The sequence below is a fragment of the Acetobacterium wieringae genome, assembly GCF_026646375.1.
GTDB lineage: Bacteria > Bacillota > Clostridia > Eubacteriales > Eubacteriaceae > Acetobacterium > Acetobacterium wieringae_A.
Genome location: NZ_JAIPPU010000001.1, coordinates 107,099 through 125,593, shown reverse-complemented (window position 1 = coordinate 125,593; position 18,495 = coordinate 107,099). Strand labels below are relative to the sequence as shown.

General features: G+C 42.6%; 13 protein-coding genes. 2 read left to right on the top strand and 11 right to left on the bottom strand.

Annotated features, from left to right (window positions below; genetic code table 11):
- Positions 1 to 33: 33 nt before the first annotated feature.
- From Q7P33_RS00550 to Q7P33_RS00520, 7 genes are all read right to left on the bottom strand, one after another.
- A complete protein-coding gene (locus tag Q7P33_RS00550) occupies positions 34 to 1,101 on the bottom strand; it encodes a diguanylate cyclase (RefSeq protein WP_303866271.1) in 1,068 nt (355 codons plus the stop codon).
- A 5-nt stretch (positions 1,102 to 1,106) separates the two neighbouring features.
- The gene (gene uvsE / locus Q7P33_RS00545; RefSeq protein ID WP_369693271.1) at positions 1,107 to 2,369 is read right to left on the bottom strand and encodes a UV DNA damage repair endonuclease UvsE; all 1,263 of its coding nucleotides are present in this window, start codon (positions 2,367 to 2,369) and stop codon (positions 1,107 to 1,109) included.
- Positions 2,370 to 2,705: 336 nt separating this feature from the next.
- Positions 2,706 to 5,108 (bottom strand): HD domain-containing phosphohydrolase, encoded by a 2,403-nt coding sequence (locus tag Q7P33_RS00540; RefSeq protein ID WP_303866268.1) that lies wholly within the window; start codon positions 5,106 to 5,108, stop codon positions 2,706 to 2,708.
- A gap of 157 nt (positions 5,109 to 5,265) precedes the next feature.
- The gene (locus Q7P33_RS00535; protein WP_303866265.1) at positions 5,266 to 5,952 is read right to left on the bottom strand and encodes a CDGSH iron-sulfur domain-containing protein; all 687 of its coding nucleotides are present in this window, start codon (positions 5,950 to 5,952) and stop codon (positions 5,266 to 5,268) included.
- Positions 5,953 to 6,027: 75 nt separating this feature from the next.
- Positions 6,028 to 6,327: a cupin domain-containing protein gene (locus tag Q7P33_RS00530; protein WP_303866262.1), complete on the bottom strand. Its 300-nt coding sequence runs from the start codon at positions 6,325 to 6,327 to the stop codon at positions 6,028 to 6,030.
- 88 nt (positions 6,328 to 6,415) lie between these two features.
- Positions 6,416 to 7,393, bottom strand: coding sequence for a DUF523 and DUF1722 domain-containing protein (locus Q7P33_RS00525; protein WP_303866260.1), 978 nt, complete (start codon positions 7,391 to 7,393; stop codon positions 6,416 to 6,418).
- A gap of 128 nt (positions 7,394 to 7,521) precedes the next feature.
- Positions 7,522 to 9,276 (bottom strand): GGDEF domain-containing protein, encoded by a 1,755-nt coding sequence (locus tag Q7P33_RS00520; protein WP_369693270.1) that lies wholly within the window; start codon positions 9,274 to 9,276, stop codon positions 7,522 to 7,524.
- Positions 9,277 to 9,500: 224 nt separating this feature from the next.
- On the opposite strand from Q7P33_RS00520, the gene Q7P33_RS00515 reads away from it, so the two are divergent.
- Positions 9,501 to 10,676: an iron-containing alcohol dehydrogenase gene (locus Q7P33_RS00515; RefSeq protein ID WP_303866255.1), complete on the top strand. Its 1,176-nt coding sequence runs from the start codon at positions 9,501 to 9,503 to the stop codon at positions 10,674 to 10,676.
- On the top strand, positions 10,648 to 12,147 hold the full coding sequence (locus Q7P33_RS00510) for an HD domain-containing phosphohydrolase (RefSeq protein ID WP_303866252.1): 1,500 nt from the start codon (positions 10,648 to 10,650) through the stop codon (positions 12,145 to 12,147). Before Q7P33_RS00515 ends, Q7P33_RS00510 begins: the two co-directional genes overlap by 29 nt.
- A gap of 26 nt (positions 12,148 to 12,173) precedes the next feature.
- On the opposite strand, the gene Q7P33_RS00505 is transcribed toward Q7P33_RS00510, so the two are convergent.
- From Q7P33_RS00505 to kdpC, 4 genes are all read right to left on the bottom strand, one after another.
- Positions 12,174 to 14,057, bottom strand: coding sequence for an HD domain-containing phosphohydrolase (locus tag Q7P33_RS00505; protein WP_303866249.1), 1,884 nt, complete (start codon positions 14,055 to 14,057; stop codon positions 12,174 to 12,176).
- 412 nt (positions 14,058 to 14,469) lie between these two features.
- A complete protein-coding gene (locus tag Q7P33_RS00500; protein WP_303866244.1) occupies positions 14,470 to 15,177 on the bottom strand; it encodes a response regulator in 708 nt (235 codons plus the stop codon).
- Positions 15,178 to 15,181: 4 nt separating this feature from the next.
- Entirely contained in the window at positions 15,182 to 17,881 is a 2,700-nt protein-coding gene (locus tag Q7P33_RS00495; RefSeq protein WP_303866242.1) for a sensor histidine kinase KdpD, read from the bottom strand.
- Between the two features lie 27 nt (positions 17,882 to 17,908).
- Complete coding sequence (gene kdpC, locus Q7P33_RS00490) at positions 17,909 to 18,487, bottom strand: potassium-transporting ATPase subunit KdpC (RefSeq protein ID WP_303866240.1); 579 nt, start codon at positions 18,485 to 18,487, stop codon at positions 17,909 to 17,911.
- Between the last annotated feature and the right edge of the window lie 8 nt (positions 18,488 to 18,495).

Sequence of the window (18,495 nt, the reverse complement as noted above, 5' to 3'; positions counted from 1 at the left end):
TCACCTCGTCCATGATTTTTAATATGTTGATCACTACTGATATTCAACCCGGTTTTGACCCTTCTCTTTAGCCCGGTTTCGGGCTGTATGGGCTCGCGAAATCAACGTTGCCGGCAATAAATCTTTGCGATAGGCAGAAACCCCAAAACTGGCAGTAAGCTTCCCAACGGCATTAAAGTGCGTATTTTCAAGAATTTTCCTGGTTTTTTCTGCCAATATAACGGCACCCTTTTCATCAGTATCGGGAAGAATCACTAAAAATTCCTCCCCGCTCCATCGTCCCACAATATCCGTCACCCGGACGTTGTCCTTAAGCATCGCGGCCACTGCCACCAGCATCTCATCCCCTACCTGATGCCCATAAGTCTCATTGATATTGCGGAGTGAGTCCACATCAACCAGCATAACCGAAAAAGGTGCCTTTGTCCGCTCGGAGCGTTCCAATTCAAATTTCAAAAACTCATCGAGCTTTTGACGATTAAACACCTGGGTCAGTTTATCCTTAATTGATAACTTTTTTATTTCCTCTTCCAGTCTTTTAATTTCAGTGATGTCCCGGATGACACTCAAGATGTGTGCTTCGCCCTCAATGCTAATGGCCTGGGCTGATACCAATCCGACAAACATTTCACCATTCACATCATTTACCATGATTTCCATGTTCTCACTGACACCGGTTCGCTTCAATTCTTCAATTAGCTGATCCCGTTTGTCCAATTCAAAGTACAAATCATGAATATTCGTCACATCAGCCATGATGTTTTTCCCTCTGGTGTTTATCAATTTATAGAAGGCCCGGTTATAGGACAATAACTTTCCATCTTCCATGGTGGTGATAATGGTTGGATCCGGAAATAAGTCAAAAATCATCTCAAAATGCTTTTTACAGGCGCTGCGAATATCCCCTATCATTTCATTGAGCTCAATAAAATCCGGATCATTTCCGTATTTTTCTAAAACACCCTTGTCCGGTTTTTCCTCCGCAACGATGCTTTTCAGGTATTTAATCAATTCTCTGATTTCAGCATTTAACATGGTTTTCCCTTCACAACTTTCTGACTCATCATCGAAATGTTTTTTCGATAATCCGTCCCCATACATTCTATTCAGATAATAACATAATAATACGAATCCAACAGGTAAGTTAGTTCATACTTCACCGTCATTTTCCACAGATTTTTCTTCACCTTTTTAATGGAGGCTTCCCCTTTTTCATATTGATCCAGCAGTTTTAGAAAATACTTTTTCTCGCTGGGCAATGCAATCGTTCTAAAATATCCCCAGATATGTTGCGCCACATTAATTGAGTTTCCCATGGTGGCTTCTTTTTGAAAGGATGATTCAATCAGATTATAAAACTCCATGCAGGGGTAGCTGTCCTTATTGTTAAGCAGTTTTCGAATCTCCAGATAATCGAGGGGCGATCTTTCCAATACTGCATATTTATATTTGCTCCATTCATGTTCCAGGCGATTAATTTCTTTTGGTGCGGTTATGCAGTTAATGCATTTAATCGCCGATAAATTCTTGTCTTTCACTTCCAGCATGATATCCAGATCTCTGCCATCCAACTCCTGATGAAATGCCATAAATTCGTTTATTCCGATGGTCTTGGAGTGCGAGCCCGGCTTTTTATCCGGATGCTGTTGGGAGTAATGGATTTTTTGTTTGCCATCCTGACTTTTCCAGGTAGTTTTACAGATGTCAATCCAATATGTATCCGACTGCTTTTCATCGCACGGATTCACCTGATGATGCAGGTTGTCAAAAACCACCGGGATGTCCAGGGCTTTTCCAATGATTAAAACATCACTGATGGTATATGATTTATCATCGTTTTCAATCACCAATCGTTTTCTTACCGTTTCACTCAATCGCTGGTAATTTCTCAGGAAGCGTTTAATTGCCTGTTTTTTATCATTATATATTCCCCCGACGTGGAGGATAATCTTATTTTCAGGACCCAGTCCAAGGCTATCCATGACACAGGCGTGATAGTCCAAATCGGCAATGGCATTCGCCACAATATTTTCGTCTGCCGAGTTTAAAACGGTATACTGTCCCGGGTGCATGGAAACGCGCATGCCACTTTTGGCAATTTTTTTGCTGATTTTTTTAAACTGTTTTTCAAAAACTTCCCACCAGACAATCCGATTGACCGGACTCGATCCAAACGGAATCAGTGATGAGCTGATTCGAAACAACTCAATCTGATTTTCAATATTATAGTCAATCATCTTTTCGAGAGCATTCAGATTGTGCTTAATCAATTCAGTCAATTTTTCTTCGGACGCATTTTTCAGTAAGCACGTTTTCAATTCCGTATTCAGCACACCAACCGTTAAACATGCATATCCTATCCTCATCATAACCTTCTTTCCTACCCGTTCCCACTACATAAATCGCTTTTTTTCGTTCGAAGTGTTTATTAAAGCCTAAAAAATAACCATTATCAAAAATATCCATCCAACAACCACTTATGTCGCATTCATAAATCCGTTCGATCCGATATCCCCAATGATTTCGTTCATTATATCAGAAATGATTCTGAAACTGAAGTGAAATGGTCGTTAAATCAATGATATTTCATTTATTTTCGACCTAAAAAAGAGCCTGATTTCAGACTCTTTCTGTTTTTTGAAGACTGGATACTTTTGAATGCCATTCTTTTTCTGATTCAGCATGCATTAATTTCCAACAAACCATCATTCTTGAGTCAGCACTTTTTCAATAAAGATCCTTGTCACTTCCGGATCAAACTGAGTACCGGCGTGCTTTTTTAGTTCACAAATGGCATCTGCCTGACTCAGACCGTTACGATAAGAGCGATCACAGGTCATGGCATCATAGGCATCCGCCACCCCAATAATTCTTGCCTGTATGGATATTTCTTCGTGCTTCAATTTTTTGGGGTAACCTTTCCCATCCCAGCGTTCATGATGCTCATACACATACCTTGCCATTTCGGAAAATTCACTGGAAGAACTCAAAATCCGATAACCAATTTCTGGATGCCGCTGTATTTCCTGCCACTCCTCGAAATTCAAATGGCCGCCCTTGTTAAGGATTTTTTCATCAATCCCCATTTTGCCAATATCGTGCATCAGACCGGCAGCCCCAATTTGGTTAACCGCATCCTTGCTCAGACTCATCTCGATCGCAATCGATTTGCAGATCTCGCTGACTCTCCGAGAATGAAGCATTTCCCGACTGCTCTTTTCATAAAGGGTATTCATAATCAGTTCGATGGTTTTGTTTTTGATGCTGGTACTTTCATAGAGCTTATGCCGATACATGTCATCTTCAGCCCGTTTATAAATCTCCTGGATATCCTGGTTTTCACTTTCCTTTATTTCGCAACCAAATGATATGGAAATATCAAAGGCGTCGATTTTTTCATTTGAGGTCTTTGTTTTCAAGTCATTAATCACCTCAACGGCCTGAAAAATATCCGTCTGCGGTAAAATCACAATAAACTCATCGCCCCCCAGTCTGGCAACAATACTGTTCTTTGGAGCAGCTTCTAAGATCAACCGGGCGGATTTTTTTAACAACTCATCACCCATAGCATGGCCAAAGGAGTCGTTTATCAGTTTAAGACCGTTGACATCTGCCATGATCATCGTAATTGGGAGATTATCGGGAACATCCAGTCGTTCCAGTTCTTCTTCATAATACCGCCGGTTATGAAGACCAGTAAGGTAGTCATGATAACTCAAATATCGGATTTCCTGTTCAGCCTGTTTGCGCTCCGTAACATCTGTAATAATCACCGCAAATTGTTTAAAGCGGGGAGAATAGGCTACCACTTCAAAATATTTGCTCACATACCGGTCATAAAATTCAAAACGAACTGGCTGACCGGTCATGGCTACCTGACCGTATTTTACGATCCACTGCTGATCCATTCCCGGCATTACTTCCCTTGCTGTTTTACCGATAATCTCCTTCCGCTTCATCCCAACCAGCTTCTCATAGCTTTCATTGGCATCCAAATATAAAAAATCCACGGGATTGCCGGATTGATCAAAAATAACTTCATGAACCGCCAGTCCCTGGGCCATTTGGGTGATCAGTAGCCGGTGTTTTTCTTCACTTTCTTTTAATGCTATTTCTGCCTGATAACGATCGCTAAAATCCACCAGCATATAGCTGACCAGCTTCCGCTTAACGTCGAAATCATTTTTATTTACATAAAACCAATGGATTTTTTCATCCGTTCTGACCTTTACTGGCGTGCGTTTACGATTACCACGATTTAGAATTCTCAGAATTTCTGAATCACTTTCTGTTTTTTCCGCAAAAAAAAGACTGGCAGCTGGATTTAAACATATAATCTCCGCATCACTGTTAATCAGAAAGGCCACCTCGCCAATATTCCAAAAAGTCTGTTTCCAACGATTGATTTCCAATTCAAATAAATCATTTTTTACTTCGTTTAAAGCAATCATGGCTGAAATATACAAAATCACAATCGGTGTCGGATCCACATATTTATCAGCCCCCATCAGGATCACCAGCACCGCAAACCATGACACCTGTATTGCCACAAGGATGAAACGATAACTTTTTTTCCAACTTGGGGAATTCGATTTTTTATATGCTTTGATCAAAGTGACTATTAAATACAGCAGAAAACCGATGTAGTAGGTAAGAATCAGATAATAGCCGATGTTTTTGGATGTACTGGCTACCGAAAAACCATTTACTTTAGTCAATTCCACCCAGTAAAACGCCAGATGATGAATCGGATCGGTAATATATACTATCCAGAGTATCCCTGAAAGGGCTATCAGTAAATATTTGATTGGCTGGGAAATTTTGACTTTTGCGAATTGGGAAACAAATAAGATTCCAAACGTGGGAATAAATATCACACCCAGATTCGCAACGTCCCGGGCTATGATCATCATTTTAATGTTTTGCGAGTTGAGCGACAGAAAGTACCCCAACGCATAAATTGCCGAAGAAAACATCAGGGCCGAAAAATAATTAAACTGGCCCTCGACTTTTTGCTTTAAGAGCTTTATCCCCACAACACTGTAGCCAACCGCAATGATCGGTAATGCATACACGATTAAATTTAAGAATACCTTTTGTAAATCCATCCACTTCCTCATTCCAAAACGCGTCCGAAAATTCTGCTGTTTCCAATCAACTGATAAAAAGCAGCCTTGGCAATCTTGACCGAACCTGTAGACTACCAGATAAAAGCAAAACGAGCCTTTGTCAAGTATCATCTTTTTACATAAAACGCTACCTGGTTTACGCCTGTTCGTCCAAATATTTTATATGAATGTGTGTCGCGTCACAGAAGGGCTTATTGCTAGATTCACCACAGCGACACAATACCAGCCGATTGCGTTTCTCATATAGGCTGCCATCCGCCGATTGAAGCGGAATCCCCCCCTTAACAAAAATACCACAACTGGCCCCCCGCTCCGGATCCTGGAGAATCACAATTTCGGGTTCATATTCCGGTTCGATGAATGCGCCACTTTTTTCTACTGCCACTAACCGCCCGGCCGGACACTCACTGGCTGCTTTAATGGCTTCATTTTTAAGCGTAGGATTATCAGACTGCCTGATCAGCTCCCATGCGGTACCATCATTGCGGTGACAGAATCTGGCAAACGCACAGCGGTGGTCATCGCGCATATCCAGATCAGCCCCAATAAGCAGTTCAGCCCGATCGATAAAGTCGGCCTTTGAAGCGGTTTCATCACCATGAAAATCACATTTTGAATGGGCGCCATCACAAAAAGGCGGATTCTTTGACTTTCCGCAGCGGCATAGGGTATAGGTTTTCGCTTGCGGCAACTCCCGCCCTTCCCGATAAACATAGCCCTTTCCCTGAGAAGAAATTATTTTCTCAGAAAGCTTAATATTCCCGGTAACCACATAGGGCCCGTCTTTTAAGATCTTTATTTTGCCTGTCATTTCATTTTTCATTCTTATCTCCGCACTTATCCTTTGATATTGAATCTAATTTTACGGTTTGTACCAATTGGGTAATGAACGCCACTTTTAATAAAACACACACAGCCAGATGCAGGGCGGATCCGTCGAGGTATAGGCGACCCGATGTTTCTGGTGCGGCTGAATCAAAAGAGTATCCCCTTTTACCAAGGTGACCTTCCGGTCATCTTCAAAGACCAACTGAGCCCTTCCTTCCAGCAAAATCACATACTCGTACTCCTGCTGATCATACCAGTTTGATTGCTGACCCGTACTGATAATCCGTTCGATCCGGATCGTTTGATTGTGCTCCAGTACGGAGATCAGTTCATCCTTGATGGGCAACTCGGGCATTTCATAAATATTCATTGTTACCTCATATAAATCATACCATAGAATCCGGTTTGAGAACAGTTCGGCTTAAAATTCAAATCTTTTCTGCTCCCCCAATTTTTAATTATTTACTGATCCGCTCTGCCATCTTTCCCGAATCACTGATATCCATCAGTTCTTCCGGAAACGGTGCCCAGATGGTCTGCTCCAGAAGATAGGGATCGTTATATTTAATGACATAGGACTTAAGGATATTGATCGGCACACTGAGGGGGATTTTCCCATTTTTATATTTTTCAAAGCTATCTAACAGGAAGTTTTTTTCGCCGCTGGAAAGCTGTTCTGAAAAATAACCAAAAATATGCAGCATCACATTAATATAACTACTATACCGGGGAATTCTCAAAAAAGCAATGCCAAGATGGGTTTTATAACTACTAAAGACCTGTTCGAGCGATACCTTATCATGATTGGCAACAATTCGCCCCAATTCTCTTTGCTCTTTCTGACTATAAGCCATCAGCAAATATTTATTTTGAGCCTGAAATTTAACCAGTGCCGCCATCGTTTTGGCTTTTTCCACCTGGCGATAATGGCACAGCGTATAAAGTTTGGTCAAAAAATGCTCTCTGATTCTAAAATTAGTTAACCGGCCCTCCTCTTCGATGGCCAGATAGGGATAGCGTTTAAATACCTGGGCTGCAAAAATGCCCTGACCCTTCATTGAACCCGTGGTCTTCGCCTTACCCAGATAAACTTTGACGTCTTTGGTGCCGCAGGATGGCGAACGCCCTTTTAAAATGAAGCCGTCCACGGCCTTCAGGCTGTCAAAAAAAGCATCACTAAATGCAATCATTTCCCTGGTATATTCAATATCCGATGCCGGTTGATACAAAACAAGCTGCTCATTTTCCATCACCAGGCGAATCGGGTTACGGGGCACTCCCAAGCCAATTTCCACTTCGGCACAAACTGGAAAATAGTCCACATAATCTTTTAGTTTTTCGACGAACTTATCCGGCAGTGTTTGTCCATTATAACGACAGGCATCAAAGCCCATGCATTTACTGACGACAACCTGAGGTTTTAATTCCTTATCCATTTTAGTCACCTCGTTTCTTTATCTCAGACCATATTTACCCATTTCTAGAAAGCTTCAATCATCCGGGATTTCAGTCCACTGGTAAAAAAAAAGACACGCGATGCGCATCTGTTTTTTGACTACTCAGTTTAACTCAACAGGTAATTACTGCCCGTTTTTTTCTTGCATTTCTTTTTTATTTTCGCCGCTGTTTCTGCCAGTTCAAAAATCGTTTTGCTGTGATCGCTGGCCACACCAGCAATTGAAACTGACAAAAATGGAAAATTCTCCTCCACATCCTTGCGATCCTTGGAGGTGATATAGCCTTTATCTATATCTTCCTTACTGTAATATTTAATCACGGCCTCATTAAAGGCCTGCATGATACTGATACATAGCTGCTCGGTTTTCTTTTTAGGAACAATGGCAATAAAGTCATCCCCACCAATATGACCAATAAAATGCTCGCTTGGAATCCTGGTTTTTAAGATCTCGGCAAATTCCTTTAACACACGATCACCATTTTCAAAGCCATACAAATCATTATAGGCCTTAAAATTATCCAGATCAAAATATAGTATCGTTTTTTTATCTTTGGATTTAAGGGCTTTTTCCAGTTGTTGTTCAATCATCAGGTTTCCTGGCAACTCAGTCAATGGATTCAAGTGCTTTGCATAAACAAACTCAATTTCAATCAGTTTTTCCATCAGGTCTTTAACCGTTACAATGCCCTGAAACTGATTATCCCGGGTTACCACAATAAAATCATAAATCTTGTCAAAATCCCGCTGCATCGCATTTTTCCCGACAACATCAATGGTGGCCAGGCAATCCACGTCCATAAAATCTGTATCCATGATAGTACGAACCGGTTTATTAGCATAAAGTATATAACCATATTGACCACTAATCCGTTTATAAAGGGCATTTCGGGTAATCACCCCGATCGGCATCTGATCTTCAACCACACAAAAACCGGCGCGGGTTTCATTTTCTTTAAACATTTCATGAACCTGTGAAACAAGGATATCCGGTGTTATGGTCTTCTCCAGCTTACATATGCTCTCAATCCGGTCATCGAGAACCCGATTATCCAACAACTTTCTTTTCTTGGCATTCTCTTTCATAACAATTTCAAGCACATCCTTTGAGATTGAATTTAGAATTCCATTGGGCTTTTGAATAAAATAACCTTGTCCATACTGAACCCCAATTTCGATGAGTGTCAGCAGTTCTTCCTTCGTCTCGATCCCCTCGGCAATCAGTGCCGTTTCGGTATATTCCGAAAACTCGTTTAGACACCGCACCAGAGATTGTTTCGTCATGTCTTTATCGATATCCCGGATCAGTTTCATGTCCAGTTTAATATAATTGGGATGAATATCCGAGATTAAATTCAATCCCGAATATCCGGCCCCGGCATCATCGATGGCAATCCGATAATCCTGTTCTTTATAATTGTCAATGGTTTTAATAAAGTCCACCAGGTGATTGATGGCCTCACTCTCGGTAATCTCAAAAATAATGCGCTTGGGATCAATGTCAAATTTTTCCAGGTACTCCCGGGTAAAGCCTTTTCTGAATTGGACATCCTGCATAATATTGGGATTTACATTTAAAAAAAGTTTAAATTCGCTTTCGATTTTAAAAGCCGCCTCAAAGGCCTTCGACCGACACAAAAATTCCAACTCCCAGAGCTTGTTGAATTTCTGGGCACAAGTAAAGAGCATATCCGGATTATGAAGCAACGAATCAGCTGGACCCCGACTCAACGCCTCATAGCCATGAACAGTTCCGTCTTGTAATGACACAATGGGCTGAAAAACGGTCGAGATTTTTTTTTGATAGAGTATTTCCAAGAGCTCTCCTCTCAACCGCTCTTCTTTATTCTGATTGATATCCAAACACATTCCTCCCCATTGTTGATGTCACAAATTATAACCAGAGGAGATGGTCATTAATATTATCATCCGGTTAAATTTACGTTAATTTTCATCGGATGCGGGTACTTATTAAAGATAAACCTTTTTACGATAATTGTATCTAACATCATCGAAATGTTTACAGAAAGAATTTCAACTGTTATACTTAAGTAACAGATTTTCACATGAGAAGAGAGGTTATTGTTATGGCTGAAACCCTACTGGAACTAAGAAAATTTGTGATCCCGGAAATAATCATTGGTGTCGATGCCCGCTTGTTGATTGGGCGCTACATATCTCATTTTAATGCCAAAAAACCGCTGATTGTAACCGATAAAAATATTCATGATTTTGACTGGTATCACGAAACCATCGATCAGATCCGTCCCCATGTTAAAAAACTTTGTATTTTTGATGAAACCACCCCTAATCCAAAAGATATCGAAGCGATGATCGGTGCAGAGCTTTTTTTATCACTGGGTTGCGACCTGATCATTGCCATTGGTGGCGGTAGTGCCATCGACTGTGCGAAGTGCATCAGTATTGTGGCAACCAACGGCGGCAATATCCTTGATTACGAAGGGGTCGATGAAGTACAGATGCCCGGGCCACCGCTTATCTGTATTCCTACCACCGCCGGATCCTCAGCCGATGTTTCTCAGTTTGCCATTATCAAGGATACCGCTACCAATATTAAACGGGCAATCATCAGTAAAAAGGTGGTCCCTGATCTGGCCCTCATCGATCCGGTTCCGCTGATGTCGATGGATCCCTATTTAACTGCCTGTACTGCCATGGATGCCTTGACCCATGCCATCGAAGCCTATGTATCCAATACCCATTCAGCCCTGACTGACGTTCATGCTCTGGAGTCGATTCGTCTGATTAATCAAGACGTCGAACAATCCATCACACCTGCACGAAGCATTGAAACGATGTTTCAGCTGATGCTGGGTTCCCTCCAGGCCGGATTGGCCTTTTCCAATGCCAGTCTCGGTGCTGTCCATGCCATGTCCCATTCCATGGGCGGCCTTCTGGATTTACCGCATGGCGAATGTAATAGCATTCTGCTTGAACACATTATCCGCATTAATTTTGAAACCGTACCTGACCGCTATCGGGATATCGCCAGACAATTGGGTCTGCTGGTCGATAATGTCAGCGATCATTTACTACTTGAAATGATCACAACCCGGATCGCTTCGATGCGGGAAAACCTAAATATTCCTGCCAGTATTATGGTGCCCAATCTCAAAGAAAGCACCCTCGACTATCTGGTGGAAAACGCTCTCAATGATCCCTGTATGGTGACCAATCCCAGAGTCTTGACAAAAGAAGAGGTGAGAATGATTTATGGACGAGTATTGGAATCACAAAAATAAAAAAGCGATCACCCGGGAAACGATAATCGGCCTGGGTGAAAACTCATTTAAAAAGAATTACTACTCTGAACTACAAACTAAACTGCTGGATCTGGAACGAATCAACAGCCGAACCCGGGCTTTAATCGCCACCATCCCCGATATCCTACTGATCAGCAATGACGAAGGACAGATTACACCCCTTAATCCTTCATTAAAAACCGGATCATATGCCCTTCTGGAAATCATGCGCAATCCGATTCTGATGGCTGATTTAAAACAGGTGATTGACCTGGTTATGCGAACCCGGGTTTTATCGGATTATTATTTTTCGATAACCTTTAAAGATTCTCTTCATTATTTTGAAGTCCGGGTTCAGATTTCCAGCTTTGACGAAGTTTTAATTATGATCCGGGATATGACCGAACGGGTCATCATGGAAAAGAAACTCCGGGATCTGGTGGATAAAGATACCCTGACTCATATCGCCAACCGCCGTTTTTTTGAAGCTGAATTGGAACAGCTCAACAACCGGGACATCAAAAATTTAACCATTTTATTACTGGATATTGATGGCCTTAAATTTGTCAATGATACGCTGGGCCATTTGCTGGGAGACCAGGTGATTGTCTCGGCCAGTCAGGTCATTGGCCGATGTTTTCAACCATTGGGAATTGTATCCCGAATTGGTGGTGATGAATTCGGGGTAATTGTCAAAAATCAACCGTCGGATACCATCGAATCCGCCCTGGAAAAAATGAATGGCCATTTAAAATGCTTAAACGAACTACCTGATGCAACCTTTAAAATATCTCTTTCCTACGGTTATTCCTATCACCCATGCGGCCTGGTTAATACCAACTTTCTGTTTCAGGAAGCCGACAATAATATGTATCAGAACAAACTTCTAAAAGAATCCAGTACCCGCAACAATCTGGTTAAAACGTTAATGAAGGCCCTGGAAGCCAAAGATTATGTCACCGAAGGCCACACCAGTCGCATGGATACCCTGGCCACTCTTATTGGACAAGCGCTGCGTTTACCCCAGAATGTCATGGATCGGATTCAGTTGCTGACCAAATTCCATGATATCGGCAAAGTCGGTATTCCCGACAGCATCTTAAAAAAGCCTGGTGCTTTAACCCCAGATGAATGGAAGGTAATGAAAACCCATTGCGCCATCGGCGAACGAATTGCCAATGAATCCTCGGAACTAAAAGAAATATCCCATCTAATTTTAAAACATCAGGAGAAATGGGATGGTAGCGGTTACCCCCTGGGTCTCGCCGGTGAAGACATTCCGATTGAATGTCGGGTTTTATCAATTGTCGATTCCTACGACGCCATGACCAATGACCGCCCCTACCGGGGTGCCCTTTCCCCTGAAACAGCCATCCATGAAATTATCTCCTGTGCCGGGTCCCAATTTGATCCCGGCATGGTAAAAATTTTCTGTAAAGTTATCGAGCAATATTTAAAGCCTCAGCACTAATTCATTGCTGAGGCCTCTTTATACCCTTAGCGGGTTATTTTCGTTGTATAGGTATGCTCGTCACGTATCACTTTTTCCAGTGCGGCAACAACATCCGGATCATAGTGGGTACCGACATTCCGCTTCATTTCTTCCAGTGCATCATCAATGCTGATCGCTGGTCGATAATCCGTTTCCGCTGTCATGTCATCAAATCGTTCTCCGACTGCGATAATCCGGGCCAGTTTGGGTATTTCTTTACCGATGAGCCCCTGAGGATAGCCGCTTCCATCCCAACGTTCATGATGTCCCAAAACAATGTTGGCCAAATCGACGGTATGATCAAAGGCATTGAGAATCCGAAAGCCAACCACCGGATGCATTTTCATCTCTTTATAGGTGTCATCAATCACATACTCATTTTTTTTGGCGACCTCTTTATCCAACGCCACTTTTCCAATATCATGAAGATAAGCGGCCTTTGATACCTTGTTAACCTCAGCTTCAGACAAATTCATTTTGCGGGCAATTTTTTTGCATATCTCACTGGTTCTCCGGGCATGTTCAGCTTCGGCTGGTAATTCACCATACAGCTTATCAAGAATATTATTAAAGGTATCTTCCTTCTTTTTTCCCCGATTTATGGTTTTTTTCATATACATGTTGTCTTCAGCACTGGCAATAATGACTTCAATATTTTCTTCCGGCTCATATTTTGTCGCGACGCCCAGAGACACATTTCCCTGGATCGACTTAATTTTTTCTTTGCTGAAATTATCTTTAATTCGATCCGAAAGCCTTTGGGCATCTTTTTTTTCGGTTTGCGGCAGCAGAATGGCAAATTCGTCTCCGCCCCAGCGGGCGATAATATCATCGGCCCGACAGACCTTTTTAAATATTTCTGAAACCCTCTTGATCAATTCGTCGCCAGCTTCATGGCCAAAAATATCATTCGTCAGTTTTAACCCGTCGACATCGCCAATAATAACTGATAGAGGCAAATTTCTTTCGGTATTAAGACGAACCAGTTCTTCTTCAAAAAAGCGTCGATTATATAAACCCGTGAGGGCATCATGAAAACTATTATACTCAATGGCCGCTCTTTTTTCTTTCTTTTCGGTAATATCTCTGAAGATAACAATGGCACCATCAATATGCCCCTCTTCATCACTGATGGGGGCAACGCTGTCTTCAAGATGATATTTTCTTCCATCTCGGGAAACCAGCAGCACATGCGTGTCGAATTCTTTCATGGTGTTGTCTCGAAACGCTTCCGCAATATGATCCGGCACGAGATCTGTCTGATTTTCGTCTTCCAGGACGAAAACCAGAGAATAGTGTTTCCCCAGTGCTTCTCTGGCCAACCATCCGGTCATTTCCTCCGCTGTGTTATTAAGCATTTCAATTTTGCCCATGGGATCAACAATCATCACACCATCACTGATTGACATCAATGTTTTTAGATATTTTTCCCGATTCTTCTCCGATGCCGAGCGGATATAGGCACCAACACCAAATTTGCCGTTAAGCAGATCCACTGGAAATTTGGTGGTTTTGAAAATCTTACCCCGCCATAACATCTCATCGGTCACAAAGGTTTTGGTCGCCAACACCTTTTTATCGGTTTCTCGCTCCTTGATCGCCATCTTCTCTTCCATGATCTCGAAATCGCCCTGGCCAATAATGTCTTCTGAGTCGATCCCATAAAACTCTTCCATCGCCAGATTGATAAAAATATAGTTTAATTGATCATCTTTAAGGGACACCGGAATTTCCTCAGACTCGATGAAGGTCTGAACCAGCTCATTAAACCGACGTATCTCCCGTTCTTTTTTTCGTTTCCTGCCTTTTTTAAGAATAGAATACAGCCCCAGACCAAATAAAAAAAGAATAATCAGGATGACTGCAATATTTAATACTGTTAAATTCATATTTTTCCTTCTTCAATCATCAGGTCAACGTTTATCCCTGGTGATCTCTTCCTGTTATCTCTAATTTTATGCATACGTTGCCATACTGATCTTCTCTGTTTCCGTTATGTTTCATACAAATCGGTCTGTCCCGGATTTTTACGGTTATTTTACTTGCGCAGTAAGGTTTATCTGTTTTACATTATGATTGGTTTAAAGCACTTGTATTCTTAATTACTTTTTGACAGTTACGTTTCAATTTTTGATTGAATCCAGTCAAATCTAGTATGCCATTTTTAGGTAATGATCGTCAATAGAATTAATAAAAATCAAGAAACATTACACTGATTTATCGATTTTTAACAACAAAAACTGCCAAATAAAAACTGAAACCTCAATCAATTGGCAGTCAATACTGATATTCTTAAATTCTTTACACGTCCAATTCTTCCACCATCCGATAACCGACGCCAACCTGGGTGACAATGTACTGGGGCTCGGCTGGATTTTCTTCGATTTTTCGGCGAATGTTGGCCATATTCACCCGCAGCGCCTGAATCTCATTGGTATAGGGACCCCAAACTTCTTTGATGATATAGTCATGGGTCAACACTTTACCGATATTTTTTGACAATAGTACAATTATTTTATATTCAATCGGTGTCAAATGAACTGACTTCTCCCCCACCGTCACCAAGCGCTTATCATAATCAATAGCCAGCTCGCCAATACGCAGACTGGTGCTTTCTAACGCATTTTCACTTCGATTTTTAGGACTGTGCCGAATGCCAGTGCGGATTCTTGCCAGTAACTCGGCAGTGCCGAAGGGTTTGGTGATATAGTCATCGGCTCCCAAATCCAGGGCTTCGACTTTTTCCCGTTCATGTCCCCGGGCCGATACCACCACAACAGGAATCGTTGACCATTCCCGAATGGTTTTTAGCACCTCCATACCATCGATGTCCGGCAAACCCAAATCCAGTAAAATAAGATCCGGCGAATAAGATGCTGTCATGGAAATCGCTTCTTTCCCTGTGACCGCCTTGATCATTTTATAATCATTTGCTTTTAATATAGCCGCAATGAAGTTGGAAATCCCCGCTTCATCCTCAACAATCAAGATGACTGACTTATTTTCCATTTTCTCACATCTCCTGTAATGGTAACGTGAAGCGGAAAACTGCACCACCCTGTGCTTTGTTTTCCGCATCTATTTTGCCCTGATGGGCCTTGATGATGGAACGGCAAATGGATAAACCTATCCCCATTCCCCGTGATGAATCCGCGTTTCGTTTGCCATCCGGTACATAGGTCTCAAAGAGATAAGGGAAATCCTGCTCAGTGATACCGTTTCCCTGGTCGCTTACTTCAAAGACCGCCTCATTGCCGGTTTTTTTGACTTCAACCGCAATGACCGAATCTTCTGGCGAGTACTTGATCGCATTTTCCAACAGGTTAATGATCACCTGTTCAATCAGGGTACCATCCATTGGAACGATTAACAACACCTCCGGTACCTTGACCGTAATTTTGCGGCTGGCAAATCGTTTGCGAATTCGACTGATCGCTTCAGCTACAATTTCTTCGGCCGCCTCCGGTGTTTTGGTCACATTCATCGGACCCTCATTGATTCGGGTAACCGACAGCAAATTCTCAACCATCCGAATCAGCCACTGGGAATCCTCTTTAATATTATTGATTAAGGTTTCCTGGGTCTCCTGATCCATGATGCTACCGCTTTCCAAAATCGCTGAGCTTGCTCCTAAAATTCCGGTCAGCGGGGTTCTCAGATCATGGGATATACCCCGAAGCAAATTGCTTCGCATTTTTTCCTTTTCAGATTCAACCAGTATCCGCCTTTGCTCATTGGAAAGATAGTGACGTTCCAGAGCCATCTCAACCTGCGAAGCAATCATCCTCAAAAACAGACGATTGTTCTGGTTAAGAACACCGTTTGCGCAAGACAAGCCGATAACCCCCAACACCTTACTCCGAGCAATAATCGGCATATAAAAAGCCCCGGCTCCCATCAGGGTATCGGTTCCGGCTCCAGCACATTTCTTATTCATAAAGACCCAATGAGCTACTGCCCGCTCGCTTTCTGACTTAAGAAAAGCAGCATCGTCCTCAAGTTCAGATTGTAAAAAAGTATCGGAATCATGATCCTCTGGATCCTGACTGTAGAAAATCGCCGACCGACCAAAAATCTTGACCATATAGGCATTGATCAACCCAATTGTTTCTTCAAAATCCCGGGATGCCAGCAATTTTTTATTGATCTCATAGAGCACCTCGGTGCGGTGTTCCCGCTCCACTGCCAGACGAGCCTGGGTTTTGATCCGAACCGTCAGGGTACTGGTAATCAGCGCGACCAACAGCATAATCACAAAGGTAATTGGATACCCTTCCTGAATAGCGTGCAGAGTATAATAGGGGACCGTAAAAAAATAATTAAATACCAGTACCGTCAGGCAAGAGGCCAAAACCCCATAGAGATAGCCGACCGTGACCCGCGAAATGATCAGAACCGACAAAATATAAACCATTATAATATTCTGATCACTAATATTCAGCGCTTGAAGCATTAACGAAATTAAGGTCGCTGCCACAATGATCAGCAGGGTTTTTACGCTATCCTGCCAGGATAAGAACAGGTTCCGGCTAATCCGCAATCGCCGACGCTGATATAAGGCGTTTTTTTTGATCCCCGGGTTGCCAGGAATGATATGAATTTCAATACTTGGCAGCATAGCAATCAGTTTTTCTTCAAGGCTGGCTTTAAAATAACTGATCAGCGATTTTTTGTTTCGGCTTTTGCCAATAACAATATTGGTAATTCCAGACAGCTTGGCGTATTCGGCAATTACTGTGGCTATATCATGTCCATTGAGGGTGACAATCTCAGCCCCCAGCCGTTCGGCCAGAGCCAGATGATCACGAACCCTATTTTTTTCGCCATCGGTCATCGCATCACTATCCATATCTTCCACATAAACCGCTGTCCAGGGTGCCTGAAAGGCTTCGGCCGTGCGATCAGTCCAGCGAATACAACGGGCTGATGAGGGTGACGCACTGATACAGACCATCAGCCTGATATTGGCCATTTTTTTTGATAGTCGGGGCTCATTCTGATTATCAGAACTGATCCGATTGGCGACTTTTCGCATCGCAATTTCCCGGAGCAGCCGGAGATTTTCCCGGGTGAAAAAATTATCCAGTGCTTTCTGGGTTCGTTCCGGCCGGTAGATTTTGCCACTTTCAAAGCGCCTTAACAATTCATCCGGTTCAATATCAATCAGCCTGATCTTATCAGCCTGATTAAAAACATAATCAGGAATGGTTTCTTTGACGCCGACGTGGGTGATTTTTTGAACCACATCGTTGAGGCTCTCCAAATGTTGTACATTGACCGTTGTAAAAACATCAATTCCAGCATTGAGGAGCTCTTCAATATCCTGGTATCTTTTTTTATTGCGCATTCCTGGTGCATTAGTATGAGCTAGTTCATCGACCAGAATCAATTCCGGTTTTCGTTCCAGGGCAGCATCCAGATCAAACTCTTTTAGTTGAAGCTTGCGGTATTCCACCATTTTGGGTGCCAAGATCGGCAGCCCATTCATGATTTGAATGGTTTCCGGGCGGGTGTGTTCTTCCACATAACCGACCAGAACATCGACGCCACAACGCAGCTGCTCTTGGGCATCATCGATCATTGCATAGGTTTTTCCAACCCCGGCTGCGTAACCGAAAAATATTTCCAAGCGCCCTTTCTTATTTTGTTCTTTGATAAACAAATCTTCTAAAATATCATCCGGATTGGGACGGGTATCACTGAAATCCACCATCTGTTCTCCCACCTTCATCGCATTATTTTACTGGATGCGCCCATCCAGGGCCAGATTTACTTTCAAGACATTGACTGCATCTTCTCCCCAGAGGTCCAGCAGTTTCCCGGTTGTATAGCGGTCAATAATTTCACGGACGGCTACTGCCGGCATATTGCGCGCCTGAGCAATCCGTTCAACCTGATACTCTGCCGCTTCCGGGGAGATATTGGGATCGACCCCACTGCCCGACGCCGTTACCAGATCACTGGGAATCTTAGCAGTATTTTCAGGATCAAGGGCCTGCCACCAGGCCACCCGTTCCTGTATCAACGCCTTTTGGTCTTCACTGACCGGTGATAATTGCGAAGTTCCCTGTGGTCTGCCGATCAGATATTGGGGCTTAGTAAAGGTCTGACCGATCAGGGCTGAGCCCACATCAATCGTCGTTCCATTTTCCTGGGTTATAGTAATGATACTACCATTTGCCTGATTTGGAAATGCCATTTGTGCAATACTTGTTACAATAACCGGGTAAACCACCCCACAAATCAGAACGAGTACCAGAAAACTGACCAATACTGGCCGTAATTTTGACACCATCGATGCACTTTTGATTTTTTCCATTTTCTTTC

Excerpts from the sequence above, each read along its gene's own strand:
- Q7P33_RS00530 (WP_303866262.1), bottom strand. The coding sequence starts at position 6,327 with ATGAATATTTATGAAATGCCCGAGTTGCCCATCAAGGATGAACTGATC.
- Q7P33_RS00495 (WP_303866242.1), bottom strand. The coding sequence starts at position 17,881 with ATGGTGGATTTCAGTGATACCCGTCCCAATCCGGATGATATTTTAGAA.
- Q7P33_RS00505 (WP_303866249.1), bottom strand. The coding sequence starts at position 14,057 with ATGAATTTAACAGTATTAAATATTGCAGTCATCCTGATTATTCTTTTT.
- Q7P33_RS00550 (WP_303866271.1), bottom strand. The coding sequence starts at position 1,101 with ATGTATGGGGACGGATTATCGAAAAAACATTTCGATGATGAGTCAGAA.
- uvsE (WP_369693271.1), bottom strand. The coding sequence starts at position 2,369 with ATGATGAGGATAGGATATGCATGTTTAACGGTTGGTGTGCTGAATACG.
- Q7P33_RS00535 (WP_303866265.1), bottom strand. The coding sequence starts at position 5,952 with ATGAAAAATGAAATGACAGGCAAAATAAAGATCTTAAAAGACGGGCCC.
- Q7P33_RS00525 (WP_303866260.1), bottom strand. The coding sequence starts at position 7,393 with ATGGATAAGGAATTAAAACCTCAGGTTGTCGTCAGTAAATGCATGGGC.
- Q7P33_RS00540 (WP_303866268.1), bottom strand. The coding sequence starts at position 5,108 with ATGGATTTACAAAAGGTATTCTTAAATTTAATCGTGTATGCATTACCG.
- kdpC (WP_303866240.1), bottom strand. The coding sequence starts at position 18,487 with ATGGAAAAAATCAAAAGTGCATCGATGGTGTCAAAATTACGGCCAGTA.
- Q7P33_RS00500 (WP_303866244.1), bottom strand. The coding sequence starts at position 15,177 with ATGGAAAATAAGTCAGTCATCTTGATTGTTGAGGATGAAGCGGGGATT.
- Q7P33_RS00510 (WP_303866252.1), top strand. The coding sequence starts at position 10,648 with ATGGACGAGTATTGGAATCACAAAAATAAAAAAGCGATCACCCGGGAA.
- Q7P33_RS00515 (WP_303866255.1), top strand. The coding sequence starts at position 9,501 with ATGGCTGAAACCCTACTGGAACTAAGAAAATTTGTGATCCCGGAAATA.